The following is a 26,362-nucleotide window of genomic DNA, read 5'->3' as shown; positions in this document are numbered from 1 at the left end:
CGGGCCGGAGGCAGTGACCGGGACGTGAGGAAACAGCGGGGGCGACCGAGTGGCGGTCGCCCCCGCTGCGTACTATTCGCGCATCCGTTCGCGCCCTCCGTGGTGCCTCCCGGCGCCCCGCGATGCCCCGCCACCCGCGATGCCCCGCCACCCGCGATGCCCTCTGCCACCTGCGATGGAGTACGACCCCGTGAGCATCCCGCCGAGTCCTCCTCCCGGACCGGGCCACTCCTGGCCCCCGCCGACACCGCAGCCGGGATGGGGACCGCCGCTCGGCCACGGGCCGCAGCCGCCGGCGCTCAACGGGTTCGCCCTCGCCTCGCTCCTGGCCGGACTCCTGTGCTTCCCGCCGCTCGGCATCGCCTTCGGCATCGCGGCCCTCGTGCAGATCGCGAAGAAGGGCGACCGGGGCAAGGTCCTGGCGATCACCGGGCTCGTGGTGTCCGTCGTGATGACCGGAGTGATGGTCTTCGCCGTCGGCCGCTTCACGGAGGCGGTCGGCGGCCGGCTCGACGGGCTGAGCCAGTACACCGAAGTCGAGGGCGAACTCAAGGACATCGACGACCTGAAGGCGGGCGACTGCTTCAACGTCCCGGGCGGGGACCTCTTCGACGAGCGGCCCCTCACGTACGCGGTCGACTGCTCCCGGGTGCACCACGGCGAGGTCACCGCGTCGAGGACGGTGGGCGCCGCGGACCCCGACTCGACCGAGGCGGACCGGGCGGCGGAGGACGCCTGTTGGAAGGCCCAGGACGAGTACGCGATGGACACCTGGGCCCTGCCCGAGTTCGCGGAGATGTTCTACTTCGCGCCCTCGCAGGAGTCCTGGCGCCAGGGCGACCGGACACTGCTCTGCGTGATCGGCACGACGGAGGAGGAGTGGCGCGGCAGCCTGCGCCGGGACGCCGGGATGCTCAAGCCCGAGCAGGCGGCCTTCCTGCGGGCGGCCAACGGCGTCGAGTTCGTCCTGAGCCGGCCGCCCGAGGAGGACGTCGACGACGCGCTCCAGAAGCACCAGGCGTGGGCGCGCGAGATGCACGCGGCGCTCGGTGAGGAGGCGAAGGTCCTCCAGCAGGACGCGGCTCGGCCGGGGCTGGAGAGGGCCGTCCCCGCGCAGCTCAAGGAGATCGAGGTGGCCCGCGCGGCCTGGCAGCGCGCCTCCCGGGCGCGGACGGAGGCGGAATTCGACCGGCTGCGGGGCCGGGCCGTGGCCGCGATGTCGCTGGAGACGGAGAAGGCGCTGCGCGGCGCGTACGGGCTTTCGACGCAGATCCCGCAGTGGCTGGAGGACAGCGAGGGCAGCACCGAGGACCCGGAGGAGGGGCCCGGGCGGGGGCCCTCGTACGAGGCGGTGTGACGCCGCAGGGGTAACGCGCCGTAGCGGGTTTGAGTGACCTGGCTTCATCACTTCGGGTGAAACTCTGGCCCTTGCTTGCGGTCTTCAACCGTCGGTTGCCAGGGTGTAGCTGTCTGTCAACCTGATGGGAGTGGCCAGTGACTTTCGGTGAGCAGCCGGCCTATCTTCGCGTGGCCGGGGATCTTCGACGTCAGATCGTCGACGGTTCTCTGCCCCCGCACGCCCGGCTCCCGTCCCAGGCCCGCATCCGCGAGGAGTACGGGGTCTCCGACACCGTGGCCCTGGAGGCGCGCAAGGTCCTCATGGCGGAGGGGCTGGTCGAGGGCCGGTCCGGGTCCGGTACGTACGTGCGCGAGCAGCCGGTGCCGCGGCGGGTGGCCCGCTCCGGCTACCGCACGGGCGGCGCCTCGACGCCGTTCCGGCAGGAGCAGGCCGACTCCGGCGCGCGGGGGACGTGGGAGTCGAGCAGCGAACAGACGGGCGCGCCCGCGGAGATCGCGAAACGGCTCGGCATCGAGCCGGGCGAGCGGGTGATGCGGACGCGGTACGTCTTCCGCGACGCGGGGGAGGCGATGATGCTTTCCACCTCCTGGGAGCCGCTCGCCGTGACCGGGCGGACCCCGGTGATGCTGCCGGAGGAGGGCCCACTGGGCGGCTCCGGAGTCGTCGACCGGATGGCCGCGATCGACGTCGTCGTCGACAACGTGGTGGAGGAGGTCGGCGCCCGGCCCGGCCTGGCGGAGGAGATCATCCTGCTCGGCGGGGTCCCGGGGCACGTGGTGCTGGTGATCGGCCGCACCTACTACGCCTCCGGCCGCGCGGTGGAGACGGCCGACGTCGTCGTCCCGGCGGACCGCTACCGCCTCTCCTACCACCTTCCGGTGCGCTAGGTCGCGCCCGCGAAGCCCGCCGCCGCGCCCGCCCGCCGGCGGCCGACGCTACTTTGCGGCACTCCCCAGGGAGTGCCCGGCCCGGGGTGCCTGGACCCGGCGGGTTTCGGCGCGATGGTGATCGCCCCCGGCCGCCCTGAAGGACACCTTCCGTAGGCCCGCCCGGCGGCGCGCCGCCCCCGAGACACCTTCGCGGCGGCCGAAACCGCCCTGTTCCCGAGCTCCCTCAGCGCCCGGCACGGCGCGCTCCCCGGAAGCTACCTGCGGGTATACCCGTCCGTAGCGCCGCCGGGGGCGCGCGTCGCGTTTCTCGATGCCCGCGCGCGCCTGGTCCGTACCGGCGCGCGCGGCGCAGTCGTACGCATGGCCGGATGCGTACGCCTGCCAGGTATCTCTTCGTGAAAAACCATATCCGCTCCGTAAAGGTCGGGCGTAAGGTCGGGCATATGCGCAATGCGGTTTCCCGTGCAGATACGTCGGCGGAGGGTGAAACGCGATGAACGACAGCGGTGCCCTGCTCCCGTGGCTGGTCATACGTCAGGACGACAACGGCAACCGCTACCGGGTGGGCCGGTACGCCACCCGGGCCGAGGCCCAGAAGGTCGCCGAGAGTCTCGACGACCGAGGACACAAGCAGCTCTACTGGGTCGAGCGGATCGGCCAGACCGCCACGATGAACTGAGCCGAGCGGCGCCTCGCGGCGCTGGCATAGGCTCCGCCCCATGACTGTACGAGTGGTCGTGGGCGGAGCCCTTTGTCATGAGGGGCGCCTGCTGGCCGCCCGCCGCAGCGCACCGCCGGAGCTCGCCGGACGCTGGGAGCTGCCGGGCGGGAAGGCCGAACCCGGTGAGTCCGTCCCCGAGGCGCTGGTGCGCGAACTGCGCGAGGAACTCGGCGTGGAGACCGAGCCGCTGGAGCGGATCCCGGGGGAGTGGCCGCTGAAGCCCGGGTTGGTCCTGCACGTGTGGACGGCGCGGCTGCTCTCCGGGGTGCCGGCGCCACTGGAGGACCACGACGAGCTGCGCTGGCTCGGGCCGGAGGAACTGGAGTCGGTGGACTGGCTCGACCAGGACCGCCCCGCCGTCGCCGAGGCCGGCCGCCGACTGCGCGCGGACGGCGCCGACGGCGGCGGCGGTTGCTACGACGGCGGGGGCGGGGGCGCGTGATGTTCGCGGTCTAGGCCGTCTGCGCCACAGTGCGCCGGTGCGTTCGAGGTCGAGTGGTACGACGCCCTGAATATCGGGTATGTCGCTATTAATCCCTATCTCGTCCCCTTTTCGTCCCAGACGAACCGGACTGGGGTCGCTTCTGGCCCGGGAAGTGATCGGCGTGATCGACACAGACGGTGAGAGCGCCGAGTGGGCCTTCCCCGCCGAGCCCGGCGCCGTCCGCACCGCCCGCCACGCCGTGCGCGGAACCCTGCACGAGTGGGGCCTCGAAGCCGTCGGCGACGTGACCGTCCTGCTGGTCAGCGAGCTCGTCACCAATTCCCTCCGCTACGCCTCCGGCCCCATCGGCGTCCGCCTGATACGGCGGAATCCGGCCGTCGGCGGACCCGCGGACACCCCCGCCGCAGGCCCCGCGCTCCTGGTGGAGATCTCCGATCCGCTTCCGGATCCGCCCCGGGAACGGGTGGCCGACACCGAGGACGAGGGGGGCCGCGGACTGCACCTCGTGGCCGTCTCCTCACAGCGATGGGGAACGCGTCACGGGAAAACAGGGAAGACTGTGTGGTTCGAGTTGGCTCTTCCTGGTGAGTAACAAGGTGAGCGGTGGCGGGAGAACCCCCGAGGCCCTTCCGGCGGTGGCCGGAAAGGGGGTCGGGGGAGATCGCGCGACATGGCTCGAAATCATCGAGACCGTGCTGTGATCGTGAACGCCGTGCCGTCCGGGGTCGTGGTGCTGAATACTGCCGTCATGGCCGGTCCGGTTGCGGTGAGCTGGAGGGGACGGTCGCGTGAGCGAAATACCTGCGCAGGCACATCAGGCCAATGTGCCTCGGGAGACATGGCACGACGCCCTGTGGCACAGCAGTCCGCCTGGCTCGATATATGACTACATAAAGGTCGCATCCTTCTCGATCGGGCCCGACGGGTACATCGACCAGTGGAGCCTGCGCGCCGAGGAACTCTTCGGGCTGACGGCCGCCCAGACGGTGGGGCGCGACCCGGTCGACGCCTTCATGCCGCCCGAACTGCGCCCGGACGCCCACCGCAAGGTCGCCGAGATCCTCGACGGCAAGGAGTGGACCGGCCTGATCCCCTTCAGGATCCCCGGCGGCAACGGCGCGCACGGCGTGGCCGAGATCTATGTGATGCCCACCCAGACCGAAACCGCGGAACGGGCTGCCCTGTGCGTCGTCGTCGACGTACGCGCGCTCCGCCGCATCGAATCCGACCTTGCCGCTTCACAGGCCATATTCGGCCAATCTCCCTTCGGCTTCCTGCTCTTCGGCACGGACCTCACCGTGCAGCGGGCCAACCGCCGCTTCGCCACCGTTTTCGGCGGCAGCGCGGAAGAGCACCGCGGTCGCACCGTGCACGACTACCTGCCGCCGCACGAGGCCGACCGGATGGCGGATGCCCTGCGCCGGGTGCTGGACACCGGCGACGCCGTCACCGACCTGAGGATCACCGGAGCCACCCCCCGCAGCCGGGAGAACCGCCACTGGTCCATCAACCTCTACCGCGTGCACGGCGGCAGCGGCCGCCCCATCGGCGTCGCGGGCATCGGCACGGACGTCACCCGCCGCCACCTCGCCGCCCGCGAGGCCGCCGGAGTACGGCGCAATCTCGCCCTGCTCAACGAGGCCGGGCACCGCATCGGGACCTCCCTCGACCTGGAGACCACCGCCCGGGAGCTCCTCGACGTCACCGTCCCCGGCTTCTGCGACCTCGCCGCCGTCGACCTCTACCAGGGGCTGTTGCTCGGCGACGACGACCGGCCCGCGCGGCCCCAGGGGCCGGGCGTACCCAGCCTGCCCGGGCAGGGCCCGGCCCGCACGCCCTCCGCGGCGCTGCGCCGGGTGGCCTTCTCCTCCGCCGTGTCGGACGCCCCGCTGTCCGGGCCCGGCGCCCTGGTCGCCGTCGGCGACATCCACCGCTATCCCGCCGCCTCGCCGGGCGCGCTCGCCCTGCGCACGGCGCGGCCGCGGCTGATCGAGGGCGGCGGCCCGGAAGACCTCGTGCAGTCCACCCTGGTGGTACCGATGGTCGCCCACGACACCGTGGTCGGACTCGCGCAGTTCTCCCGTACGAAGGGCAGCGAACCCTTCGGCGAACGGGACCGGGCGGTGGCCGTCGAACTCGCCGCCCGGGCCGCCGTCTGCATCGACAACGCGCGGCTGTACCGGCGCGAGCACGAACGGGCGCTGATACTGCAACGCAGCCTGCTGCCCCCCGGCGACCCGGAGGCGGCCGGCCTGGACATCGCCTGCCGCTACCTGCCGGGCAACGCGGCCACGGAGGTCGGCGGCGACTGGTTCGACGTCATCGAACTGCCCGGGCACCGCACGGCGCTGGTCGTCGGCGACGTCATGGGCCGGGGCCTGCGGGCCGCCGTCGCCATGGGCGAACTGCGGACCGCCGTCCGGACCCTTGCGCTGCTGGACCTCGAACCGGCGGAGGTGCTGACCGCGCTCGACGAGATCGCCCGCGGGCTCGGCGCACCCGGCGGCTCCCAGCAGGCCTCCCGCGCGGCCCTGCACTCGCGGGACGCCGACCGCTCGGAGGTGTACCTGGCCACCTGCGTGTACGCGGTCTACGACCCGGTGACGCGGCGCTGCACCATCGCCAACGCCGGCCACATGCCGCCGGCCCTGGTGTCGCCGAACCACACCGCGCCGGGCGAGGACCGCGAGCCGCTGCCCGCCCTGCTGCTGGAGGTGCCGCCCGGGCTGCCGCTCGGGGTGGGCGGGGAGCCGTTCGAGGAGGTCGAGGTGGAACTCCCCGAGGGCGCCCTGCTCGCCCTGTACACCGACGGACTCGTGGAGTCCCGCGACCATCCGCTGGAGGAGGGCCTGCGCGGCCTGCGCGCCGCGCTCGCCGACCCGGTCCGCCCCCTGGAGGACGTCTGCGACCACGTGCTCAACACCCTGGACACCCGGCACGGCGAGGACGACATCGCCCTGCTGATGGCCCGGGTGCAGGGGCTGCCCGTCGACGCGGTCGGGGACTGGCAGCTGCCGCGCGAGGCCCGATCGGTGGGCCGGGCGCGGGAACTGGCCCGGGCCAAGCTGCCGGCCTGGGGCCTGGAGGGCCTGCTGGACACCACCGAGCTGCTGGTCAGCGAACTGGTCACCAACGCCCTGCGCTACGGCGAGGGCGAGATCCGGCTCAGGCTGCTGCTGGACCGGACGCTGGTGTGCGAGGTGTGGGACGCGAACCTGGTCCAGCCCCGCCGCCGGCGTGCCCGCGACACCGACGAGGGCGGCCGGGGCCTCCAGCTGGTGGGCATGCTGTCCGCCGGGTGGGGCACCCGGCGGACCCACCGCGGCAAGACCGTGTGGTTCGAACTCCCCCTTCCCGGCGCGGCGGAGGAGGCCGTCTCGGAACTCTCGGCGGAGCAACTGCTGAACATGTACGGCTGACGCCGGGCCCGGCTCCCCGCCCCCGCCCCGGGAACCCGGGGCCCGGGGGCGGGCGCAGGCGTTCCGGTAAAGCGGTTGGTGGCGGGGAGGACCCGGACGTCAAGGCGGCCGCGGATCAGCGCGCCGAAGGGTTCGCGGACACCCCCTAGGCGGCCCGGCCCCCTTTGAGGGCGGCCAGGCGGGCCTCGACCTCCGATGCCTTGCCGAGGTCCTCCAGGGACTCGAACTGGGCGTCGAGGGAGGACGCGGCCAGTTCCTGCTTGCCCAGGGCCATCGCCTCCTCCCGCCGCACCTTCTCCTCGAAGCGGTTGAGGTCGCTCGTCGGGTCCATGACGTCGATGCTCTTCACCGCGTCCAGCATCGTGTTCTGCGCCTGCGCGGTCCGCGCCCGGGCCACCAGCTCGTCCCGCTTGGCCTGCAGCTCCGTCAGCTTGTTCCGCATCGACTCCAGGCCCGACTTGAGCTTGTCGACGACGACCGCCTGTGCGGCGATCGTCGGCTCGGCCGTCTTCGCCTCCTTCTCCGACTGCAACTGCCGCCCCAGCGCGACCTTCGCCAGGTTGTCGAACCGGTCGGCCTCCGCCGTCGCCCCCGACGCCCTCAGCTCGTCCGCCTTCCGGCTGGCGGCCAGGGCCTTGGAGCCCCACTCGGCGGCCGCGTCCACGTCCTCCTGGTGGTCCGCCTCCAGCATCCGCAGGTTGCCGATCGTCGTCGCGACCGCCTGGTCCGCCTCCGAGATGTTGTTGCTGTAGTCACGGATCAGCTGGTCCAGCATCTTCTGCGGGTCCTCCGCCTGGTCCAGCAGTGCGTTGATGTTGGCCTTGGCGAGCTGGGTGACCCGGCCGAGGATCGTCTGCTTGCTCATGATGGGCCTCTCCTGATGAGGATGGTCTGTCCGGTACGGACCCGCGCCGCGGGCGGTTCGGGCCGGCGGTTCGGAAGCGGGCGGTTCAGAAGCGGCCGCCGCCGCCCATGCGGCCCCGCGTGCCGCCGCCGCCGAAGGAGCCCGGGCCGCCCCCGCCGCCGAAACCACCGAAGCCCCCACCGCCCCCGAAGCCGCCACCGCCGCCCCCGAAGCCGCCCCGCAGGATCTCGCCGAGGATGATCCCGCCCAGCACGGCGCCGCCCTGCCCGCCGCCGCGCCGGCCCGCGTACGGATCCTGGTACGCCCGCACGTCCTGCTCGGCCAGCTGCTGGGCCCGCCGCGCGAGCGCGTCCGCCTGCTGGGCCTCCGCCAGCGCCGCCGGCGGATCGCTCGCCGCCAGCGCCCCCGCCCGCTCCAGCCGCCGGTCCGCCTCCGCCAGCCGCGTGCGGGCCTGGCTGCCCACCGCGCCCCGGGTGGTGGTGATGTAGTCCGTCGCCGCGCCGATCGCACTGCGCGCCGACAGCATGGCCTGGTCGAGGAGGGCCACGGCCCGCTGCCGGCCCGACTCCCGCTCCCGGGCCCCGGCCAGGGCGTCGTCCAGGGCCGCGTCGGCCTCCTCCACCCGGCGCAGGGCGTCGATCGGGTCGTACCGGCCGGCCGCCTCCTCCTGCCGCACGTCGGCCAGTACGGACTCGGCCCGGCCGATGCGCCCGCGCAGGTCCGCCGTCGAGGTGCCCTCCGCCGTACCGGTCAGCAGCCCGCGGGCGTCCGCGAGGTCGGTCTCCGTCTCGGTCAGCGCGCCAGGCAGCTTCCCGGCCGCCTCCGCCAGCTCCTGCGCCCGCCGCTCGACCGCGTCCATCAAGGTCGCTGCCTGGTCCACCGCGCCCTCGGCGGACCGTACGTGCACGGCCGCGGTGCCGTTCTCGCCGGCGTCGACCGCCGCGTGGGCCAGGCCGAGGTTGGTCGCCGCGAACAACAGGCGGTCCTCGGCCTGTTCGGGATGGGAGGAGACCGGCGCGGAGGCGGAGTCCGCGTACCGCCGGGTCAGCGCGGTCAGGGTCGCCTCGGCGGTGGTGGTGCGCCCGGTCAGCTCCAGGTAGCGCCGCTCCACGGCCGCCAGGGCCTGCGGGGCGTTCTTCTCCAGGTCCCGCAGCCGGTCGAAGTCGGCCGCCTGGGCGTCGAGCCGCCGGTTAGCCCCGGTGCAGCGGGCCACGATCTCGTCCAGCATCCGGCGCCGGGTCGCGTCGTCCTCCGGGTAGGCGTCGTCGAGCTGCTGGCGCAGCCGGAAGGCCAGCGTCAGCTCGCCCTTGGCGTACTCCACGGCCGCCGTGAAGGGAGCCGCCGCCTCCTCACCGAACTCCGCGACGGCGAAACCGAGTTCCTCGGCGCTGGTGCGGACCGCGTCGTCCGTCTCCACCAGCAGGGATGCCGCCCGGCCGTCCAGCTCCGGCAGCGGCAGGCGGTCCGGCGCGCCTTCGGGCCAGCCGGGCCCGGTCGTCGTCCCGCGGCCGCCGGCCGCGGTGTCCCTGCGCCCCCGGCGCCGGTACGCGTACACGCCCAGCGCCGCGGCCGCGCCGACCGCTACCACCGGCAGCACGAAGTCCCCGGCGCCGCTGCCGTCGCTGCCGCCGCCGGGGTCGGGCGGGCCGGGCGTGATGGTCGGCGCCGGGACGGGCTGCCCGCCGAGGACCGCGTCGTAGCCGTTCGCCGCGCCGATCGCCGCGCCCGCCCAGTCGTTCTGCCGCAGCGCCGGCTCGATGGCGGTACGCGCCACCTCGGCCAGCTGCTGCTCGGTGAAACCGGAGTCGACATCGGCCGAATAGGCGTACTGGCGGGCCCCGGTGGCCACCGCCAGCAGGACGTCGTCCCGGCCCAGGCCGTTGCGCTGCGCGGTGGCGTCCGCCCAGCTCTGGGCGGAGCGCCCGGAGAAGTCCCGCACGTACGCCACGAAGAGCTGGATCTTCCGGTCGGCGTACAGCTCGTCGAGGGCGGTGGTGACGGCGGGCCTCCGGTTGCCGAGCGCGCCCACGAGGTCGGTGATCTGCCCCTGCTGCGACAGGGCGACGGGGTCCTCGGCCCGCGCGTCCGGCGCCTGCGCGAGGCCCCAGCCGCCGAGCGCCAGCAGTCCGGCGGCCAGGGCGAGCCCGGCCCGTGCGAGTGCTCTGCTGCGCGGCGCGGTTCTCGGCGGGATCACATTTGGGAGGGTATGAGCGGTTCCCCCTGTCCGCATCCGGAGCAAGGGACAGTGATCCCGTCCGGGAGCGGTCGTCGGCAGGCCATGAAGAAGATATGACCGCAGCCCTGCTCGCCGCGGCCGCCCTCGGCCTCGCCGCCCCCGCCCACGCCGACGACTGCTCCAACGGCAACGTCATCGACCACTCGGGCCGCTGACCGGCAGGGGTCCCGGGTCCTCGCGCGGAGGATCCCGGGCGCCCCTCAGCCCTTCCGGCGTCCGATCTTGCTGCCCAGCCAGACCAGCGGGTCGTACTTGCGGTCCACCGCCCGCTCCTTCAGCGGGATCAGGGCGTTGTCGGTGATCTTGATGCCCTCGGGGCAGACCTCCGTGCAGCACTTGGTGATGTTGCAGTAGCCGAGCCCGTGCTCCTCCTGCGCGGCCCGCTTGCGGTCGAGCCCCGCCTCCGAGGCCGCGTCCAGGGGGTGCATGTCCAGCTCCGCCACCCGCATCAGGAAGCGCGGACCGGCGAAGGCGCCCTTGTTCTCCTCGTGGTCACGCACCACGTGGCAGGTGTCCTGGCACAGGAAGCACTCGATGCACTTCCTGAACTCCTGTGAGCGCTCCACGTCGATCTGCTGCATCCGGTACGCGCCCGGGGCCACCCCCTCCGGCGGCACGAAGGCCGGTACCTCCCGTGCCTTCCGGTAGTTGAAGGACACGTCCGTGACCAGGTCCCGGACGACGGGGAAGGCGCGCAGCGGAGTGATCGTGATCGTCTCGGTCCGCTCGAAGGTCGACATGCGCGTCATGCACATCAGCCGCGGCCGCCCGTTGACCTCGGCGCTGCACGAGCCGCACTTGCCCGCCTTGCAGTTCCAGCGCACCGCCAGGTCCGAGGCCTGGGTGGCCTGGAGCCGGTGGACGATGTCCAGGACCACCTCGCCGTCGTGCACCTCGACGGTGAAGTCCCGCAGTTCCCCGCCCTCCGCGTCGCCCCGCCAGACCCGGAAGCTCGCGTCGTACGTGCTCATTCGTACAGCTCCTCTTCGGCGAGGTACTTGACCAGCTCTTCCTTGTCGAACAGTGCGAGCAGGTCGGGGCGGATGGGTTCGGTGCGGGTCCGGACCAGTTCGATCCGGTCGGCCGCCGGGTCCGCCGGTGCGGGGTCCACCGGCCGGCACAGCAGGTTCACCGGGCGCCAGGTCCGCTCCATCGCCGGGCAGTCCTCTCGGGTGTGCCCGCCCCGGCTCTCGGTGCGCTCCAGGGCCGCGCGGGCCACGCACTCGCTGACCAGCAGCATGTTCCGCAGGTCCAGGGCGAGGTGCCAGCCAGGGTTGAACTGCCGGTGGCCCTCGACGCCGGCCCGGGAGGCCCGTACGCGCAGGGCGGCGAGCCGCTCCAGGGCCTCGGCCATCTCGCCCTCCCGGCGGATGATGCCGACGAGGTCGTTCATGGTCGTCTGGAGTTCCTGGTGCAGGGTGTACGGGTTCTCCGCGCCCTCGGCGGCGTGGAACGGGGCCAGCGCCTCCGCGGCCGCCGCGTCTATCTCCGCCTGGGAGACGGCCGGGCGCCCGCTGCCGTCGCCCCCCTGCGCGGCGTACTCGGCGGCGTGCAGCCCGGCCCGCCGCCCGAAGACCAGCAGGTCGGACAGGGAGTTCCCGCCGAGCCGGTTCGAGCCGTGCATCCCGCCGGCGACCTCGCCCGCGGCGAACAGGCCCGGCACGCCGACGGTGGCCGCGGTCTCGGACTCGACCGCGATCCCGCCCATCACGTAGTGGCAGGTGGGCCCGACCTCCATCGGCTCCGCCGTGATGTCGACGTCCGCCAGCTCCTTGAACTGGTGGTACATGGAGGGCAGGCGACGCTTGATCTTCTCGGCCGGCATCCGCGTGGACACGTCGAGGAAGACCCCGCCGTGGGGGGAGCCGCGGCCGGCCTTCACCTCGGCGTTGATCGCCCGCGCCACCTCGTCACGGGGCAGCAGCTCGGGCGGGCGCCGGTTGTGGTCCGGGTCCTCGTACCAGCGGTCGCCCTCCTCCTCCGACTCCGCGTACTTCTCCTTGAACACGTCGGGGACATAGTCGAACATGAATCGCTTGCCCTCGGAGTTGCGCAGCACCCCGCCGTCGCCGCGCACGGACTCGGTGACGAGGATCCCCTTCACCGACGGCGGCCAGACCATGCCGGTCGGGTGGAACTGCACGAACTCCATGTTGAGCAGGGGCGCACCGGCGAGCAGGGCCAGGGCGTGGCCGTCGCCGGTGTACTCCCAGGAGTTGGAGGTGGTCTTGAAGGACTTGCCGATGCCTCCCGTGGCCAGGACCACGGCCGGTGCCTCCAGGACGAAGAAGCGGCCGGACTCGCGTTCGTAGCAGAAGGCCCCCGAGACCCTCTGCGCCTCCTTCAGCACCCTCGTGACGGTGCACTCCTGGAAGACCTTGAGCCGGGCCTCGTAGTCCCCGTGCTCCTTGAAGTCCTCCTGCTGCAGGGCGACGATCTTCTGCTGGAGGGTGCGGATCAGCTCCAGGCCGGTGCGGTCGCCGACGTGTGCGAGGCGGGGGTACTCGTGTCCGCCGAAGTTGCGCTGGGAGATGCGCCCGTCGGGCGTGCGGTCGAAGAGGGCACCCCAGGTCTCCAGCTCCCAAACCCGGTCCGGGGCCTCCTTGGCGTGGAGTTCGGCCATCCGCCACTGGTTGAGGAACTTCCCGCCGCGCATGGTGTCGCGGAAGTGCACCTGCCAGTTGTCGCCGTCGTTGACGTTGCCCATGGAGGCGGCGATCCCGCCCTCCGCCATCACCGTGTGGGCTTTGCCGAACAGGGACTTGCAGATCACGGCCGTACGGGCACCCCGCTCGCGGGCCTCGATCGCGGCCCGCAGCCCGGCGCCGCCCGCGCCGACGACGACCACGTCCCACTGCTGCCGTTCCACTTGAGCCATCTCAGAAGATCCTCGGGTCGGTGAAGGCGCCGCTGGCCAGCAGGTAGACGTAGAAGTCGCACAGGGCCACGCTGATCAGGGAGGCCCAGGCCAGTTGCATGTGCCGGGAGTTGAGCCGGCTCACCCAGCCCCAGAGCCGGTAGCGGACCGGGTGCTTGGAGAAGTGCTTGAGCCGGCCGCCCATGATGTGGCGGCAGGAGTGGCAGGACAGCGTGTAGGCCCAGATCAGCGCGATGTTGACCAGGAACAGCACGGTCCCCAGGCCCATGTGGCCCCACGCGTAGTGCTCGTCGCGGAAGGTCAGCACGGTGTCGTAGGTGAGGATTCCCGCGACGGGTACGGCCGCGTAGAAGAAGTACCGGTGGGCGTTCTGGAGGATCAGCGGGAAGCGGGTCTCGCCGGTGTACTTCGTGTGCGGCTCGGCGACGGCGCAGGCGGGCGGTGAGGCCCAGAAGCCGCGGTAATAAGCCTTGCGGTAGTAGTAGCAGGTCAGCCGGAAGCCGAGCGGGAAGACCAGGATCAGCAGCGCGGGGGACAGGCCCCACCAGCTGCCGAAGAGGTCCCAGTTGGGGCCGCCGCGCATCTCCGCGCAGTTCTCCGCGAGGCACGGGGAGTAGAACGGGGAGACGTAGGGGGCCGCGTAGTAGTCGGCGTTCGCGAAGGCCCGCCAGGTCGAGTAGACGATGAAGGCGAGCAGCCCGGCCGCGGTGCCGGCGGGGGCGAGCCACCACCGGTCGGTCCGCAGGTGCCGGGCCGCGATCGCGGCCCGCGAGGCGTCGTGGACGCCGCCGGGCCGCTGCTGGGGTCGTTCCGTGCCTGTGGCCAAAGAGGACTCCGGTTGGAGTGATGAGGGGACGCCTCCCTCAGGCCCGGCGGCCGCGGGGCGGCCGGGCCTGACGGGGTGCGGGGTGGACGGCGTGCGGGTGGCGTACGGGTGGCGTCAGGGAGCGCGGCGGTCGCGGGCGCCCAGGCCCTCGTCGTCGGAGTCCGTCCACAGCGTGCTGTCGTAGGGGGTGTCCGGGACCGTCACCATCCGGGACGGATCCGGCGCGGGCGACGCGGGCTTCTGGCGCGCGGCCTGCCGTTCCAGCCGCTCGACCTTGCGCGTCAGTTCGTCCAGGCTGCGCCGTACTGCGGTCAGATCGTCGTTCATGGACATGATTTGCCCTCATTTCCGCCAGGGTGCGGTGGCAACGCTCATGTGCGCCTGCGAGTGTCGCGCTTCGTGTCCCCGGTTGTGAAGGGACGCGCAGCGATTGCGGGCGCGCAGGCGTGAACTGTGCGCCCTCCCCGCCCCCATTCTCATCCCCCCTCCGGGGGAACGCCCTTTTGCCGCGCAAGTGGGATTGGTCCGCACGGGTGGGGTTCGCGGCGTGGCGAGAGGCGGGTGCGAAGGGTGCGGAGCGCCGTCGATTTCAGTGGAGTCCGGCAACCGGTGTGATCAGCTCCATATACCGCCGAACGTGATCATGCTTCCCCCACGCCCCGCCCCGGAGGTACCACCCATGTCCCAGAGAAGGCGCAGGTCCTTGGCGCTCCTGACCTCGGGAGTCCTCGCACTGCCGCTGCTCACGGGCTGCGGCGCGGGTGACGACGAGGGCGGCCCGGCCGCCGCCGGACAGGACATCGCCACGACCACCCGCGACAAGGTCGCGGACGGGGGTGTGCTGCGGTGGGCGGTGGACACCCTCCCGGAGACCCTCAACGCCTTCCAGGCCGACGCGGACGCGACCACCAGCAGGATCGCGGGAGCCGTGCTGCCGCAGCTGTTCGTGCTGGACGCCAAGGGCCGGCCCGTGGCCAATCCTGATTACCTGGAGAAGGCCGAGGTCATCGAGCGGGAGCCCAAGCAGGTCGTCCTGTACAAGCTGAACCAGCAGGCCGTGTGGAGCGACGGGCGGGAGATCGGCGCCCCCGACTTCGTGGCCCAGTGGCGGGCCCTGAGCGGCAAGGACACGGCGTACTGGACGGCGCGCAACGCCGGCTACGAGCGGATCGAGAAGATCGAGAAGGGCAAGACCGATCTGGAGGTCAGGGTCACCTTCGCCAAGCCGTACACGGACTGGCGTTCGCTGTTCTCCCCGCTCTACCCCAAGCAGGTCACCGGCACCCCGGACGCCTTCAACGAGGGCGCCCGAGGCACCCTGAAGGTAACCGCCGGGCCCTTCGCCCTCGGGGCGATCGACAAGAAGACGGGCACCGCCGCCCTGACGCGCAACCCGCGCTGGTGGGGCAAGCAGGCCAAGCTGGACACGCTGGTCCTGACCGCGGTGCCGCGGGCCGAGCGCCCCGCGGCGCTGGCCGCCGGGAAGGTCGACCTGGCGGAGATCGACCGCTCCGGGGCCGAGCGCATCGCACTGGCCCGCCGGGACGCCGCCGGCAAGGGTGCCGCCGGCGGGGGCGGGGCCCCGGCGCACGGCCCGGGCGCCGCGACGACCCCCGCGCAGGCCACGCTGTCCTGGGCGAACGCCTTCGGTACGGACGAGGAGAAGGCCGCGCAGGAGAGGGAGGCCCGCACCAAGCACACCGAGGCGGTGAAGCGGTACGCGGACGAGCAGGCGGCCCTGCGGGGCTTCACGGTCCGCAAGTCCCTGGAGCCGGCCTACACGCAGCTGGCGATGAACGGTGCGTCCGGCCCGCTGGCGGACGAACGGGTGCGCCGGGCGGTGGCCCGCGCCCTGGACCGCCAGGCGCTGGCCGACCTCGTACTCAAGCCCCTCGGCCTGCCCGCGAAGCCGGTCGGCAGCCACGTGGCCCTGGCCGGGCAGCAGGCGTACGCCGACAACAGCGACGCCCTCGGCGGCCAGGACGCCAAGGCGGCCCAGGCCCTCCTCGCCGACGCCGGCTGGCGCCGGGGCGGGAAGATCACCGAGCCGGCCGGGGCCAAGGCCGGCCCGGAGAGCGCGCCGCAGGACGACGGCAAGACCCCCGCGGGTCCGGGCACCGGGAACGACGGCCTGTACATCGTGGGCGAGGACGACGGGGCCAACGGCGAGGCCGCCGACACCGGCACCGGCGCTGGCGCCGACACCCGGGCCGCCGCCGCCGGCGACGCCGACGCCGCCGCGGCGGACGGCGAGCAGGACGGCGTCTCGCCGGTCCTGGCCCCCGCCCCCTTCGGGGCCCAACAGAAGGCCTCCCTCCTCGCCCAGGCGGCCCAGGCCCGCACCGCCGACGACGCCGAGCGCAGCGCGGCCCTGGACGGTGACGCGACCGATCCCGCCCAGGGGTCCCCGGCCCCGGCCAAGCAGGCCACCCGTACCTCGGGCAACATGCTCGCCAAGGACGGCAAGGCGCTCACCCTGCGGTTCGTCCTCCCCGCCGGACCCGGCTCGGAGTCCCTGCGCACCGTCGGTGAGCGGATCTCCCAGATGCTCCGCAAGCTCGGGGTGAACACCGAGACGACCAAGGTGGCCGACGACAGCTTCTTCAAGGACCACATCGCCTCGGGTCAGTACGACCTGGCGCTCTACTCCTGGCCGGCGACGGCCTTCCCCGCCACCGACGCCCGGCCGATCTTCGCCAAGCCGGAGCCGGCGGCGGACGGCTCGCTCCTCGTCGAACAGAACTACACACGGGTCGGCACCGACCACATCGACCAGCTGTTCGACCAGGCCGTCGGGGAGCTGGACGAGGCCCAGTCCCGCGAGCTGGTGCGCAAGGCCGACGCCAGGATCTGGGCGGCGGCCGGATCGATCCCGCTCTTCCAGCGCCCCGAGCTGGTGGCGGTCAAGCCGAGCCTGGTCAACGCCGGCGCCTTCGGCCTCGGCTCCCCCCGCTACCAGGACATCGGCTGGAAGAAGGCGCCGAAGGCCAAGGAGAGGAAGAAGTAGCCCGGGCGAAGATGTGGTGACAAAGGGGTGCCTGTCAGGTTGACCCACGGGTCACAAGCTCAGATGTGACTCAAGTCCCTTGCCCGCCGGAACTCCGGCGGGCAAGGTCGTGGATACCCGTTGACCCGCATGAATTCCCGCAGGAACGGCGGCCCGGGCACCCCACCTCACGCTCGGCCGCACTCATCCCTCCGGCCTCTTGACACACCCCACGGCAGGCGGTTCCCGCCACGCGACGTACCATGGGGTAAGGCCGTGGCAGGTTTTCGCCCGGTCGAGGCGCGCGTGCCAGGCCGTACGCGACGCCATCCACGATCCCGGGAGAAGCGCCGAAGTGCCCACGCGCCACGACATCCGTAACGTCGCCATCGTCGCCCACGTCGACCATGGCAAGACGACCATCGTCGATGCCATGCTCAAGCAGGCCGGTGCCTTCGCCGCCCACCAGCACCTCGACGACCGCATGATGGACTCGAACGACCTGGAGCGTGAGAAGGGCATCACGATCCTCGCCAAGAACACGGCGGTGAAGTACCACCCCAAGGACGGCGGGGCCCCGATCACGATCAACATCATCGACACCCCCGGCCACGCCGACTTCGGTGGTGAGGTCGAGCGCGGTCTGTCGATGGTGGACGCCGTCGTCCTGCTGGTGGACGCCTCAGAGGGTCCGCTGCCCCAGACCCGCTTCGTCCTGCGCAAGGCCCTGCAGGCGAAGATGCCGGTCATCCTCTGCATCAACAAGACCGACCGCCCGGACTCCCGGATCGACGAGGTCGTCAACGAGACCTACGACCTCTTCCTGGACCTGGACGCGGACGAGGACCAGATCGAGTTCCCGATCGTCTACGCCTGCGGCCGTGACGGCGTCGCCTCGCTGACCAAGCCGGAGGACGGCACCGTCCCCGCGGACAGCGACAACCTGGAGCCGTTCTTCTCCACCATCCTGGAGCACGTCCCGGCCCCGGTGTACGACGAGGAGGCCCCCCTCCAGGCCCACGTCACGAACCTGGACGCCGACAACTTCCTCGGCCGCATCGCGCTCGTCCGCGTCGAGCAGGGCGAGCTGCGCAAGGGCCAGACCGTCGCGTGGATCAAGCGTGACGGGACCATCTCCAACGTCCGCATCACCGAGCTGATGATGACCGAGGCGCTCACCCGCAAGCCGGCCGAGGTGGCGGGCCCGGGTGACATCTGCGCGGTCGCCGGTTTCCCCGAGATCATGATCGGCGAGACCCTGGCCGACCCGGAGAACCCGATCGCCCTGCCGCTGATCTCGGTCGACGAGCCGGCGATCTCCATGACCATCGGTACGAACACGTCCCCGATGGTCGGCCGCGGCGGCACCGGCAAGGGCGCGGACGCCAAGTCCGCGGTCAAGGACCGCAAGGTCACCGCCCGCCAGGTCAAGGACCGCCTGGACCGCGAGCTGATCGGTAACGTCTCCCTGCGCGTGCTCGACACCGAGCGCCCTGACGCCTGGGAGGTCCAGGGCCGCGGTGAGCTCGCGCTCGCCATCCTGGTCGAGCAGATGCGCCGTGAGGGCTTCGAGCTGACCATCGGCAAGCCGCAGGTGGTCACGCAGGAGATCGACGGCAAGGTGCACGAGCCGGTCGAGCGCATGACGATCGACGTCCCCGAGGAGCACATGGGCGCGGTCACGCAGCTCATGGGCGTCCGCAAGGGCCGCATGGACAACATGTCCAACCACGGCTCCGGCTGGGTCCGCATGGAGTTCGTCGTCCCGTCCCGCGGCCTCATCGGCTTCCGCACGGAGTTCCTGACGGGGACCCGCGGTACCGGTATCGCGCACTCCATCCACGAGGGCTACGAGCCGTGGTTCGGCCCGCTGGTGACCCGTAACAACGGTTCGCTGGTCGCGGACCGCGCGGGCTCGGTCACGCCGTTCGCGATGATCAACCTGCAGGAGCGCGGTGTCCTGTTCACCGACCCCGGCACCGAGGTGTACGAGGGCATGATCGTCGGCGAGAACTCGCGCTCCGACGACATGGACGTGAACATCACCAAGGAGAAGAAGCTCACGAACATGCGTGCGGCTTCGGCGGACAACACGGAGAACGTGATTCCGCCGCGCAAGCTCTCCCTGGAGCAGTCCCTGGAGTTCTGCCGCGACGACGAGTGCGTCGAGGTGACCCCGGAGGCGGTCCGCATCCGCAAGGTCGTCCTGGACCAGAAGGAGCGCTCGCGCACCGCGTCGCGCGCCAAGTCCGGCAAGTAACAGCCCCGTTCGGGCCGCCGGTCCCGGGTCCGCCCGGGCGGCGGCCGCGGCGGTCGTGGCCGGCCGCACGGGCGTGGTAGAACAGCAGCCCCTTCCCTCACGGACTCCGTGCGGGAAGGGGCTGTTCGCTTTTGTCAAGCGGATTTTTGCGTTCAGGTGTCCGCATACCGACCGTGACACTCCGGATGATGAGCTAACCGTCCGTTTCGCACGTGTCTGTCTCCTATCCGTTTGTCCGGATTTCGGGTTTCTGCTGCGGATCGATGTTGTGAAAACGAGACCACTTAAGTGTGGTTTACGGCCTGGCAGTCCCTGAGGATGGCTCCATTGAGCTCGGGTCAATGGGTCACGCGATGTGGGGATCGCGCCGACTCACGAGCACACTATGGGCAGGAAACCATTCGCCGTCAGGGGTGTCGGCGAGGTTTTCATGCCCCTCAAGTCGATCAGTGGACTCATGAGGAGGAAACCCATGCGCGGTGCCAAGAGCGCCAAGTGGGTCGTGGGCGCGGTTCTCGTCGCCCTGACCGCTACCGCCTGTGGCGGCGGTGACGGTGACAGCAAGGACAAGGGCAACTCTGCCGGCGGCGGCACGTTCCGCCTGGGCAGCACGGAGCCGGACACCATCGACCCGGGGCGTGCCCACGAGTCCACGGGCATCCTGCTGTCCAACGCCCTGTTCACCGGCCTGTACTCGAACACGCCGGACGGCCTGGCCGAGCCCGCGCTGGCCGAGTCGGCGAGCTCGGACGAGGGTTGCACCTCCTGGACCTTCAAGGTCAAGGCGGACACCAAGTTCTCCAACGGCGAGGTCGTCGACGCCGAGGCGTTCGCCCGCGGTTGGGCGCGTTCCGCGCACAAGGCCGCCGCGTCCGACGTGGCGTACCACTTCGCCGGCATCAAGGGTTACGCGGAGCTGCAGGACGGCTCGGCCAAGACCTTCTCCGGTGTCACCACCCCGGACCCGCACACCATCAAGGTCGACCTGTCCAAGGCCGACTGCGAGTTCGTGCTGAAGACGGCGCACACCGCCTACAGCCCCGTCCCGAAGGTCGCCAAGGTCGGCGAAGAGGACAAGGCGTTCGGCGAGGCCCCCGTCGGCAACGGCCCGTTCAAGATGGACGGCAGCTGGGAGCACAACAAGGCCATCAACCTCGTCCGCAACGACGACTACGGCCTGACGAAGGCGAAGCTGGACAAGGTCCAGGTCACCCTCCTCAACGACAAGACCGCGCACCAGCTCGAGTACGACGGCTTCCAGGCCGGCACCTTCGACTACGCGCACATCCCGACGCCGATGCTGAAGACGGCCGAGGCGAAGTTCAAGCCGCAGAACAAGTGGTTCGCCAAGGACACCAACGGCATGAACTACGTTCTGCCGATCGGTGACAACGGCCCGACCAACAGCAAGGACGCCCGTCTGGCGATCTCCTACGCGATCGACCGCCAGGCCATCGCCAAGGGTGTCTTCCAGGGCTTCCAGACCCCGTCGACGACCATCGTGCCGCCGGCGTTCCCGAAGGCGTACCAGAAGGACCTCTGCACCTCCTGCGTCAAGCAGGACGTCGCCAAGGCCAAGGAGCACGCCGAGAAGGCGGGCCTGAAGCCGGGCAGCGAGATCAAGTTCTCCTTCAACACCGGTGCGGGCCACGAAGAGTGGGTCCAGGCCGTCGCGCGTCAGCTCGAGGACGTCCTCGGCCTGAAGGTCAAGCTGGACGGCAAGGACTTCCCGGGCATGCTCAAGGAGCAGCAGGGCGCCCAGGCCACCGGCATCTACCGCTTCGCCTGGGGCGCGGACTACCCGACCCCGGAGAACTTCCTGTTCCCGCTGCTGCACTCGGCATCGATGAACAAGGACGCCGAGGGCAACGTGAGCGGTGACAACCGCGCCCGTTACAACAACCCCGAGTTCGACAAGCTGGTCGACACGGCCCGCGCCACCAAGGACGAGGCCGCGCGTACCGCGATGTACAAGCAGGCCGAGAAGATGGCCATGGACGACATGGCCCTCATCCCGACCTTCAACCGTTCCCAGTTCCGCCTGATGGCGACCGACAAGTTCAACGGTCTGGACGACATCAACTTCAACGAGGACCCGATCCTCGAGAAGATCTCGCTCAAGAAGTAATCGGTTCGGACGGTATATCCGTCAGGAGCGAACGTGCCGCGGCCCCCGGGTGACCGGTGGGCCGCGGCCCCGCTCGGCAGGCCGTTTTTACTTCGGCACCCCTCACATCCGCGGGCAATCCCCGCAGGCCGAGAGCCGGCCCGTTCACTGGGCCGGAGGCCGCTGCTCCCAGAAGCGGCCAGGTAGAGAGGCACAAACATGGGAAGGTACGTCGCCCGTCGCCTCGGGCAGATGGTCATAGTCCTCATCGGCGCGACCATGGTTCTGTTCGCTTGTCTGTTCGTTCTCCCCGGTGATCCCGTGGGTTCGATCGCGGGCAGCGACAAGGCTCGTGACCCAGCGGTGGTCGCGGAGCTCAAGGCGCGTTACGGGCTCGACAAGTCGCTGCCCGAGCAGTATGTGAACTACGTGTCGAAGGTCGCGACCGGAGACCTCGGCGAGGACTTCGTCCAGCGCCGCGAGGTGTCCGAGATCCTCGGCCCCAAGCTGGCGAACACCGCGAAGCTGGCCCTGCTGGCCATCGCTCTCGTGACGGTGTTCGGTATGGGCGTCGGCATCATCGCCGCCCTGTACAGATACAGCATCTTGGACATGGCCACGACATTCTTTACGACCATGGCCGTCGGCTTCCCGACGTTCGTGATCGGCATGCTGCTCATGAAGTGGTTCGCGGTCGAGCTCCAGTGGTTCCCGCAGCTCGGCGGCGACAAGCTCGAAGGCATGGTCCTTCCCGCGGTCACCCTCGCCATCACCGACATCGCGTTCGTCGCCCGCCTCACCCGCGGCACGATGCTCGAGGTGCTGCGAGCCGACTACGTGAAGACCGCCGTGGCCAAGGGACTTCCGCGCCGTCGCGTGCTCTTCAAGCACGTGCTCCGCAACTCGTCCATCCCGGTTGTCACTTACCTGGGCATCTCGTTCGGCGCACTTCTCGGTGGCGCGCTCATCACCGAGGCGATCTTCAACTGGGACGGTGTCGGTCTGGCACTGGTTCAGGCGATCCAGCAGCAGAACAACCCGATCGTGATCGGCGTGGTGACCTACAGCGTCGCCATCTTCGTCGTCCTCAGCCTCATCGTGGACCTGCTGTACGCGGCCCTCGACCCGCGTATCCGCCTCAGCTGACCGCCCCCCAAGGAGGATTTCCTCATGTCTGAGCTCGTCAAGAGCCCGGCGATCGGGGACGAGAGCCCCGTGCCGGCCACCCCGGCCGCCCCTGAAGCAACCCCCAAGCAGCTCACCCAGTGGGCCGAGATCCGCCACCGCTTCGTCCAGAACAAGCTGGCCGTCGTCGGTCTCGTGATCATCTGCCTGCTGTTCCTGACCGCGATCTTCGGCAACATGTTCGCGCCGTTCGACCCCGGCGCGCAGGACCTGGAGAACACCCTCGCGTCGCCCAACGCCACGCACTGGCTGGGCACCGACGCCCTGGGCCGCGACATGTTCTCGCGCCTCATAGCCGGTACCCGCGTGGCCATGTTCGTCGGCCTCGCCTCGATCTTCTTCGCCGTGCTGATCGGTGTCGCCCTCGGCGCCATCGCCGGTTACTTCGCCGGCTTCGCCGACACCCTCGTCATGCGCATCGCGGACGTCTTCCTCGCGTTCCCGCTGATGATCGGCGCCGTCGTCATCATCCTGGTCACCGGCCGCGGCATCACCCCGGTGATCATCTCGCTCGCGGTCTTCTCGTGGGCGACCGTTTCCCGACTGCTGCGCAGCTCGATCCTGTCGGTGCGCGAGATGGACTACGTCCACGCGGCCAAGGCGCTCGGCGCCAGCGGCGGCCGGATCGTCCGCAAGCACATCCTGCCCAACTCGCTGACCCCCGTTCTGGTCTACGCGACCTTCAACGTCGGCACCACGATCATCGGCGTCGCGGCCCTCTCCTTCCTCGGCGCCGGTGTCCCGGTCGACGTCCCGGAGTGGGGCAACATGCTGGCGGCCGGTCAGGCCTTCATCGGCGTCCACGACTACCTGTGGCTGTACCCCAGCCTCTTCGTCGTCGTCACCGTGCTCGGCTTCGCCTTCGTCGGCGACGGCCTGCGCGACGCGCTCGACCCGAAGCTGCGGTAGGGCCGCCCGATGCTCCGAGACAACATCAGCAAGCAGGACGAAGGTGGCGGCGTGACGACGTCGGAGATTCTCAGCGTTGCGGAGACGGGCGGCGGGTCCGCCGTGCCGCTGCTGGAGGTGGACAACCTCCAGGTCGAGTTCAAGACCCGTGACGGGGTCGCCAAGGCCGTCAACGGCGTGAGCTACAGCGTCAGCGCGGGCGAGACCCTCGCCGTGCTCGGCGAGTCCGGCTCCGGCAAGTCCGTCACCGCGCAGGCGATCATGGGCATCCTCGACAGCCCGCCCGGACGCGTCTCCGGCGGCGAGGTGCGCTTCCACGGCAAGGACATCCTGAAGATGTCCGACGAGGAGCGCCGCAAGCTCCGCGGCGACAAGATGGCGATGATCTTCCAGGACGCGCTGTCCTCCCTGAACCCGGTCTACTCGGTGGGCGACCAGCTCGGCGAGATGTTCCGGGTCCACCGCGGCATGTCCAAGAAGGACGCCAAGGTCAAGGCCATCGAGCTCATGGACCGCGTGAAGATCCCCGCCGCCAAGGCGCGCGTGGGGGACTACCCGCACCAGTTCTCCGGCGGCATGCGCCAGCGCATCATGATCGCCATGGCGCTGGCCCTGGAGCCGGACCTGATCATCGCCGACGAGCCCACCACGGCTCTCGACGTGACCGTCCAGGCCCAGGTCATGGACCTGCTCGCGGAGCTCCAGCGCGAGATGAACATGGGCCTGATCCTGATCACCCACGACCTCGGCGTGGTCGCCGACGTCGCGGACAAGATCGCGGTCATGTACGCGGGCCGGATCGTCGAGACCGCTCCGGTCCACGAGATCTACAAGCGCCCCTCGCACCCGTACACCCGGGGCCTGCTGGACTCGATCCCGCGCCTGGACCAGAAGGGCCAGGAGCTCTACGCGATCAAGGGCCTGCCGCCCAACCTGCTCCGCATCCCGGCGGGCTGTGCCTTCAGCCCCCGGTGCCCCATGGCGCAGGACATCTGCCGTACGGAGATCCCGGTCCTGCACCCGGTCACCGAGCAGGACGGCACCGAACTGCCCGGCCGCGGCAGCGCGTGCCACTTCTGGAAGGACCAGATCCATGGCTGAGCTCAGCAAGACGACCACCGAGCGCGAGCCGATCCTCCAGGTCCGCAACCTGGTCAAGCACTTCCCGCTGACCCAGGGCATCCTGTTCAAGAAGCAGGTCGGCGCCGTCAAGGCCGTCGACGGCGTGTCCTTCGACCTGTACCAGGGCGAGACCCTCGGCATCGTGGGCGAGTCCGGCTGTGGCAAGTCCACGGTCGCCAAGCTCCTGATGAACCTGGAGCGGGCCACCGCCGGCGAGGTCTTCTACAAGGGCCAGGACATCACCAAGCTGTCCGGCCGCGCGCTGAAGGCCGTGCGCCGCAACATCCAGATGGTGTTCCAGGACCCCTACACCTCGCTGAACCCGCGCATGACGGTCGGCGACATCATCGGGGAGACCTTCGAGATCCACCCCGAGGTGGCCCCGAAGGGCGACCGGCGCCGCAAGGTCCAGGAGCTCCTGGACGTCGTGGGTCTGAACCCGGAGTACATCAACCGCTACCCGCACCAGTTCTCCGGCGGCCAGCGCCAGCGCATCGGCATCGCCCGCGGCCTCGCGCTGAACCCGGAGATCATCATCTGCGACGAGCCGGTCTCCGCGCTCGACGTGTCGGTGCAGGCCCAGGTCATCAACCTGATGGAGAAGCTGCAGGACGAGTTCAACCTGTCCTACATCTTCATCGCGCACGACCTGTCGATCGTCCGGCACATCTCGGACCGCGTCGGCGTCATGTACCTCGGCAAGATGGCCGAGATCGGCAGCGACGCCGAGATCTACGAGCACCCGACCCACCCGTACACCCAGGCGCTGCTCTCGGCCGTCCCGGTCCCCGACCCGGCCGCCCGCGAGGGCCGCGAGCGCATCATCCTCACCGGAGACGTCCCGTCCCCGGCCAACCCGCCGTCGGGCTGCCGCTTCCGCACCCGCTGCTGGAAGGCCCAGGACAAGTGCTCCACCGAGGAGCCGCTGCTGGCGATCCCGGAGCGCTTCAAGGGCCAGGACACCCCGGCCGCGCACAACTCCGCGTGCCACTTCGCCGAGGAGAAGGCCATCCTGGCCGTCTGACGCACACGCTGGACCCCACGGCCGGCCCCCGGCGCCCCACGGCGCCGGGGGCCGGCCCCTTTTGCGGTCGGACACCGCGCAAACCGGTTGCGACCCAGGGATCCCGGGTCCGAGAGTGACGCAATGACCATCACCGTACGGCCCGCCGGTCCAGGGGACGCCACCGACATCTGCGCCCTGCTCAACACCGTGGACATGATCGAGATCGGCCGGCCCGAAACCGACCTCGGCACCGTGGAGTCCGACCTCAACGCTCCCGACGTGGACCTGGCCACCGATTCCTGGCTCGCCTTCGAGGGAGGCCGGCTCCTGGCCTACGCCATGGTCTGGGCGGACTCCGGACCCGGCCGCGTCGACGGTGACCACTACGTCCTGCCCGGCCACGACGAGGCCGCGACGCTGCTGCTGGAACGCATGGAGGCCCGGGCCCGCGAGATCACCGGCGGCACGGGCACCCTCAAGATCCAGCTCAACGTGGCACCCACCATCGACCTGGCCCTCCTGGCCGGGCGCGGCTACCGCACCGTCCGCCGCTACCAGGTCATGACGCGCTCCCTGTCCGCGGCCGCCGACCGCGCGCCCACCCCGCCCGCCGGACTCCTCCTGCGGGCGTGCGGCGACGACGAGGCCGACCGCCACCGGGTCCACGCCCTCGTCGAGGAGACCTTCGCCGCCCACTTCGGCCATGTGGACCGCCCGTACGAGACCTGGCTGGACCACGTCGAGGGCCGCGGGCTCGACTGGTCGCTGGTCTGGATCGCGAGCCTGCCCGGCGAGGGCGACGTGGCCGTACTGCTCACCCGGGACGACCGGACGAGCATGGCCTGGATCAGCCACATAGGCGTACGCAAGGACGTGCGCGGCCGGGGCGTCGGCGGCTTCCTGCTGCGCCACGGCTTCGCCGCCTACGCGGCGCGCGGCCGCGACACCATCGGCCTCGGCGTGGACACCCACAACGCCACGGGCGCACTCGCGCTCTACGAGGCGCACGGCATGGCCCTGCACTACGGCGTCGACGCATGGGAGCTGGCTTTGCACCCCCAGGGGTGACAGGGGCGTGACGCGAGGGTGCAATCGGTCCAACCATGCGCGTGGGGGACCGCACATAGGGTGACATTGGCCCCTAAGT

The 26,362-nt window shown here is 70.9% G+C and carries 20 protein-coding genes; 14 read left to right on the top strand and 6 right to left on the bottom strand.

What is annotated here, in order from left to right; translation table 11 throughout:
* Positions 1-190 precede the first annotated feature (190 nt).
* From AB0F82_RS13040 to AB0F82_RS13015, 6 genes are all read left to right on the top strand, one after another.
* The gene (locus AB0F82_RS13040; RefSeq protein WP_362626415.1) at positions 191-1,357 is read left to right on the top strand and encodes a DUF4190 domain-containing protein; all 1,167 of its coding nucleotides are present in this window, start codon (positions 191-193) and stop codon (positions 1,355-1,357) included.
* A 137-nt stretch (positions 1,358-1,494) separates the two neighbouring features.
* Positions 1,495-2,247 carry a GntR family transcriptional regulator gene (locus AB0F82_RS13035; RefSeq protein ID WP_362626412.1) on the top strand — a complete coding sequence of 251 codons (753 nt, stop codon included), beginning with the start codon at positions 1,495-1,497 and terminating at the stop codon, positions 2,245-2,247.
* Positions 2,248-2,743: 496 nt separating this feature from the next.
* A complete protein-coding gene (locus AB0F82_RS13030; RefSeq protein WP_356813939.1) occupies positions 2,744-2,929 on the top strand; it encodes an SPOR domain-containing protein in 186 nt (61 codons plus the stop codon).
* Positions 2,930-2,969: 40 nt separating this feature from the next.
* A complete protein-coding gene (locus tag AB0F82_RS13025; RefSeq protein ID WP_356813940.1) occupies positions 2,970-3,413 on the top strand; it encodes a (deoxy)nucleoside triphosphate pyrophosphohydrolase in 444 nt (147 codons plus the stop codon).
* A gap of 154 nt (positions 3,414-3,567) precedes the next feature.
* On the top strand, positions 3,568-4,008 hold the full coding sequence (locus AB0F82_RS13020; protein ID WP_362626407.1) for an ATP-binding protein: 441 nt from the start codon (positions 3,568-3,570) through the stop codon (positions 4,006-4,008).
* A gap of 205 nt (positions 4,009-4,213) precedes the next feature.
* A complete protein-coding gene (locus tag AB0F82_RS13015) occupies positions 4,214-6,835 on the top strand; it encodes a SpoIIE family protein phosphatase (protein WP_362626633.1) in 2,622 nt (873 codons plus the stop codon).
* A 145-nt stretch (positions 6,836-6,980) separates the two neighbouring features.
* Here AB0F82_RS13015 and AB0F82_RS13010 read toward each other — a convergent pair whose 3' ends face one another.
* From AB0F82_RS13010 to AB0F82_RS12985, 6 genes are all read right to left on the bottom strand, one after another.
* The gene (locus tag AB0F82_RS13010; protein ID WP_362626404.1) at positions 6,981-7,700 is read right to left on the bottom strand and encodes a PspA/IM30 family protein; all 720 of its coding nucleotides are present in this window, start codon (positions 7,698-7,700) and stop codon (positions 6,981-6,983) included.
* An 85-nt stretch (positions 7,701-7,785) separates the two neighbouring features.
* A complete protein-coding gene (locus AB0F82_RS13005) occupies positions 7,786-9,930 on the bottom strand; it encodes a TPM domain-containing protein (protein ID WP_436842080.1) in 2,145 nt (714 codons plus the stop codon).
* A gap of 206 nt (positions 9,931-10,136) precedes the next feature.
* Complete coding sequence (locus AB0F82_RS13000; RefSeq protein WP_362626401.1) at positions 10,137-10,907, bottom strand: succinate dehydrogenase/fumarate reductase iron-sulfur subunit; 771 nt, start codon at positions 10,905-10,907, stop codon at positions 10,137-10,139.
* Positions 10,904-12,814: a fumarate reductase/succinate dehydrogenase flavoprotein subunit gene (locus AB0F82_RS12995; RefSeq protein ID WP_356813945.1), complete on the bottom strand. Its 1,911-nt coding sequence runs from the start codon at positions 12,812-12,814 to the stop codon at positions 10,904-10,906. The genes AB0F82_RS13000 and AB0F82_RS12995 overlap by 4 nt, the downstream gene beginning before the upstream one ends.
* A gap of 1 nt (position 12,815) precedes the next feature.
* Complete coding sequence (locus AB0F82_RS12990; protein WP_362626397.1) at positions 12,816-13,640, bottom strand: hypothetical protein; 825 nt, start codon at positions 13,638-13,640, stop codon at positions 12,816-12,818.
* 114 nt (positions 13,641-13,754) lie between these two features.
* Positions 13,755-13,973: a hypothetical protein gene (locus AB0F82_RS12985; protein ID WP_362626394.1), complete on the bottom strand. Its 219-nt coding sequence runs from the start codon at positions 13,971-13,973 to the stop codon at positions 13,755-13,757.
* Between the two features lie 346 nt (positions 13,974-14,319).
* On the opposite strand from AB0F82_RS12985, the gene AB0F82_RS12980 reads away from it, so the two are divergent.
* The 8 genes from AB0F82_RS12980 (at position 14,320) to AB0F82_RS12945 (ending at position 26,283) form a co-directional block, all read left to right on the top strand.
* The gene (locus AB0F82_RS12980) at positions 14,320-16,647 is read left to right on the top strand and encodes an ABC transporter family substrate-binding protein (protein ID WP_362626391.1); all 2,328 of its coding nucleotides are present in this window, start codon (positions 14,320-14,322) and stop codon (positions 16,645-16,647) included.
* A gap of 334 nt (positions 16,648-16,981) precedes the next feature.
* On the top strand, positions 16,982-18,886 hold the full coding sequence (gene typA / locus AB0F82_RS12975) for a translational GTPase TypA (protein WP_356815319.1): 1,905 nt from the start codon (positions 16,982-16,984) through the stop codon (positions 18,884-18,886).
* A 472-nt stretch (positions 18,887-19,358) separates the two neighbouring features.
* A complete protein-coding gene (locus AB0F82_RS12970; protein WP_362626388.1) occupies positions 19,359-21,014 on the top strand; it encodes a peptide ABC transporter substrate-binding protein in 1,656 nt (551 codons plus the stop codon).
* 231 nt (positions 21,015-21,245) lie between these two features.
* Complete coding sequence (locus tag AB0F82_RS12965; protein WP_391694212.1) at positions 21,246-22,139, top strand: ABC transporter permease; 894 nt, start codon at positions 21,246-21,248, stop codon at positions 22,137-22,139.
* A 24-nt stretch (positions 22,140-22,163) separates the two neighbouring features.
* Complete coding sequence (locus tag AB0F82_RS12960) at positions 22,164-23,087, top strand: ABC transporter permease (protein ID WP_356815322.1); 924 nt, start codon at positions 22,164-22,166, stop codon at positions 23,085-23,087.
* Positions 23,088-23,096: 9 nt separating this feature from the next.
* Complete coding sequence (locus tag AB0F82_RS12955; protein WP_356815323.1) at positions 23,097-24,188, top strand: ABC transporter ATP-binding protein; 1,092 nt, start codon at positions 23,097-23,099, stop codon at positions 24,186-24,188.
* Entirely contained in the window at positions 24,181-25,233 is a 1,053-nt protein-coding gene (locus tag AB0F82_RS12950; protein WP_356815324.1) for an ABC transporter ATP-binding protein, read from the top strand. The genes AB0F82_RS12955 and AB0F82_RS12950 overlap by 8 nt, the downstream gene beginning before the upstream one ends.
* Positions 25,234-25,356: 123 nt before the next feature.
* Complete coding sequence (locus AB0F82_RS12945; protein WP_362626382.1) at positions 25,357-26,283, top strand: GNAT family N-acetyltransferase; 927 nt, start codon at positions 25,357-25,359, stop codon at positions 26,281-26,283.
* Positions 26,284-26,362 lie beyond the last annotated feature (79 nt).

Origin of the sequence: Streptomyces virginiae (assembly GCF_040638905.1) — a bacterium.
Lineage (GTDB): Bacteria > Actinomycetota > Actinomycetes > Streptomycetales > Streptomycetaceae > Streptomyces > Streptomyces virginiae_B.
Note: the sequence above shows the minus strand (reverse complement) of the source record. Positions and strands in the feature narration are given on the sequence as shown.

What these genes read in the sequence shown, in the direction of transcription:
- AB0F82_RS13030 (WP_356813939.1), top strand. Translation starts at nt 2,744, where the DNA reads ATGAACGACAGCGGTGCCCTGCTCCCGTGGCTGGTCATACGTCAGGAC.
- AB0F82_RS13025 (WP_356813940.1), top strand. Translation starts at nt 2,970, where the DNA reads ATGACTGTACGAGTGGTCGTGGGCGGAGCCCTTTGTCATGAGGGGCGC.
- AB0F82_RS13010 (WP_362626404.1), bottom strand. Translation starts at nt 7,700, where the DNA reads ATGAGCAAGCAGACGATCCTCGGCCGGGTCACCCAGCTCGCCAAGGCC.
- AB0F82_RS13005 (WP_436842080.1), bottom strand. Translation starts at nt 9,930, where the DNA reads ATGCGGACAGGGGGAACCGCTCATACCCTCCCAAATGTGATCCCGCCG.
- AB0F82_RS13000 (WP_362626401.1), bottom strand. Translation starts at nt 10,907, where the DNA reads ATGAGCACGTACGACGCGAGCTTCCGGGTCTGGCGGGGCGACGCGGAG.
- AB0F82_RS12995 (WP_356813945.1), bottom strand. Translation starts at nt 12,814, where the DNA reads ATGGCTCAAGTGGAACGGCAGCAGTGGGACGTGGTCGTCGTCGGCGCG.
- AB0F82_RS12985 (WP_362626394.1), bottom strand. Translation starts at nt 13,973, where the DNA reads ATGTCCATGAACGACGATCTGACCGCAGTACGGCGCAGCCTGGACGAA.
- AB0F82_RS12980 (WP_362626391.1), top strand. Translation starts at nt 14,320, where the DNA reads ATGTCCCAGAGAAGGCGCAGGTCCTTGGCGCTCCTGACCTCGGGAGTC.
- AB0F82_RS12970 (WP_362626388.1), top strand. Translation starts at nt 19,359, where the DNA reads ATGCGCGGTGCCAAGAGCGCCAAGTGGGTCGTGGGCGCGGTTCTCGTC.
- AB0F82_RS12965 (WP_391694212.1), top strand. Translation starts at nt 21,246, where the DNA reads ATGGTCATAGTCCTCATCGGCGCGACCATGGTTCTGTTCGCTTGTCTG.
- AB0F82_RS12960 (WP_356815322.1), top strand. Translation starts at nt 22,164, where the DNA reads ATGTCTGAGCTCGTCAAGAGCCCGGCGATCGGGGACGAGAGCCCCGTG.
- AB0F82_RS12955 (WP_356815323.1), top strand. Translation starts at nt 23,097, where the DNA reads ATGCTCCGAGACAACATCAGCAAGCAGGACGAAGGTGGCGGCGTGACG.
- AB0F82_RS12950 (WP_356815324.1), top strand. Translation starts at nt 24,181, where the DNA reads ATGGCTGAGCTCAGCAAGACGACCACCGAGCGCGAGCCGATCCTCCAG.
- AB0F82_RS12945 (WP_362626382.1), top strand. Translation starts at nt 25,357, where the DNA reads ATGACCATCACCGTACGGCCCGCCGGTCCAGGGGACGCCACCGACATC.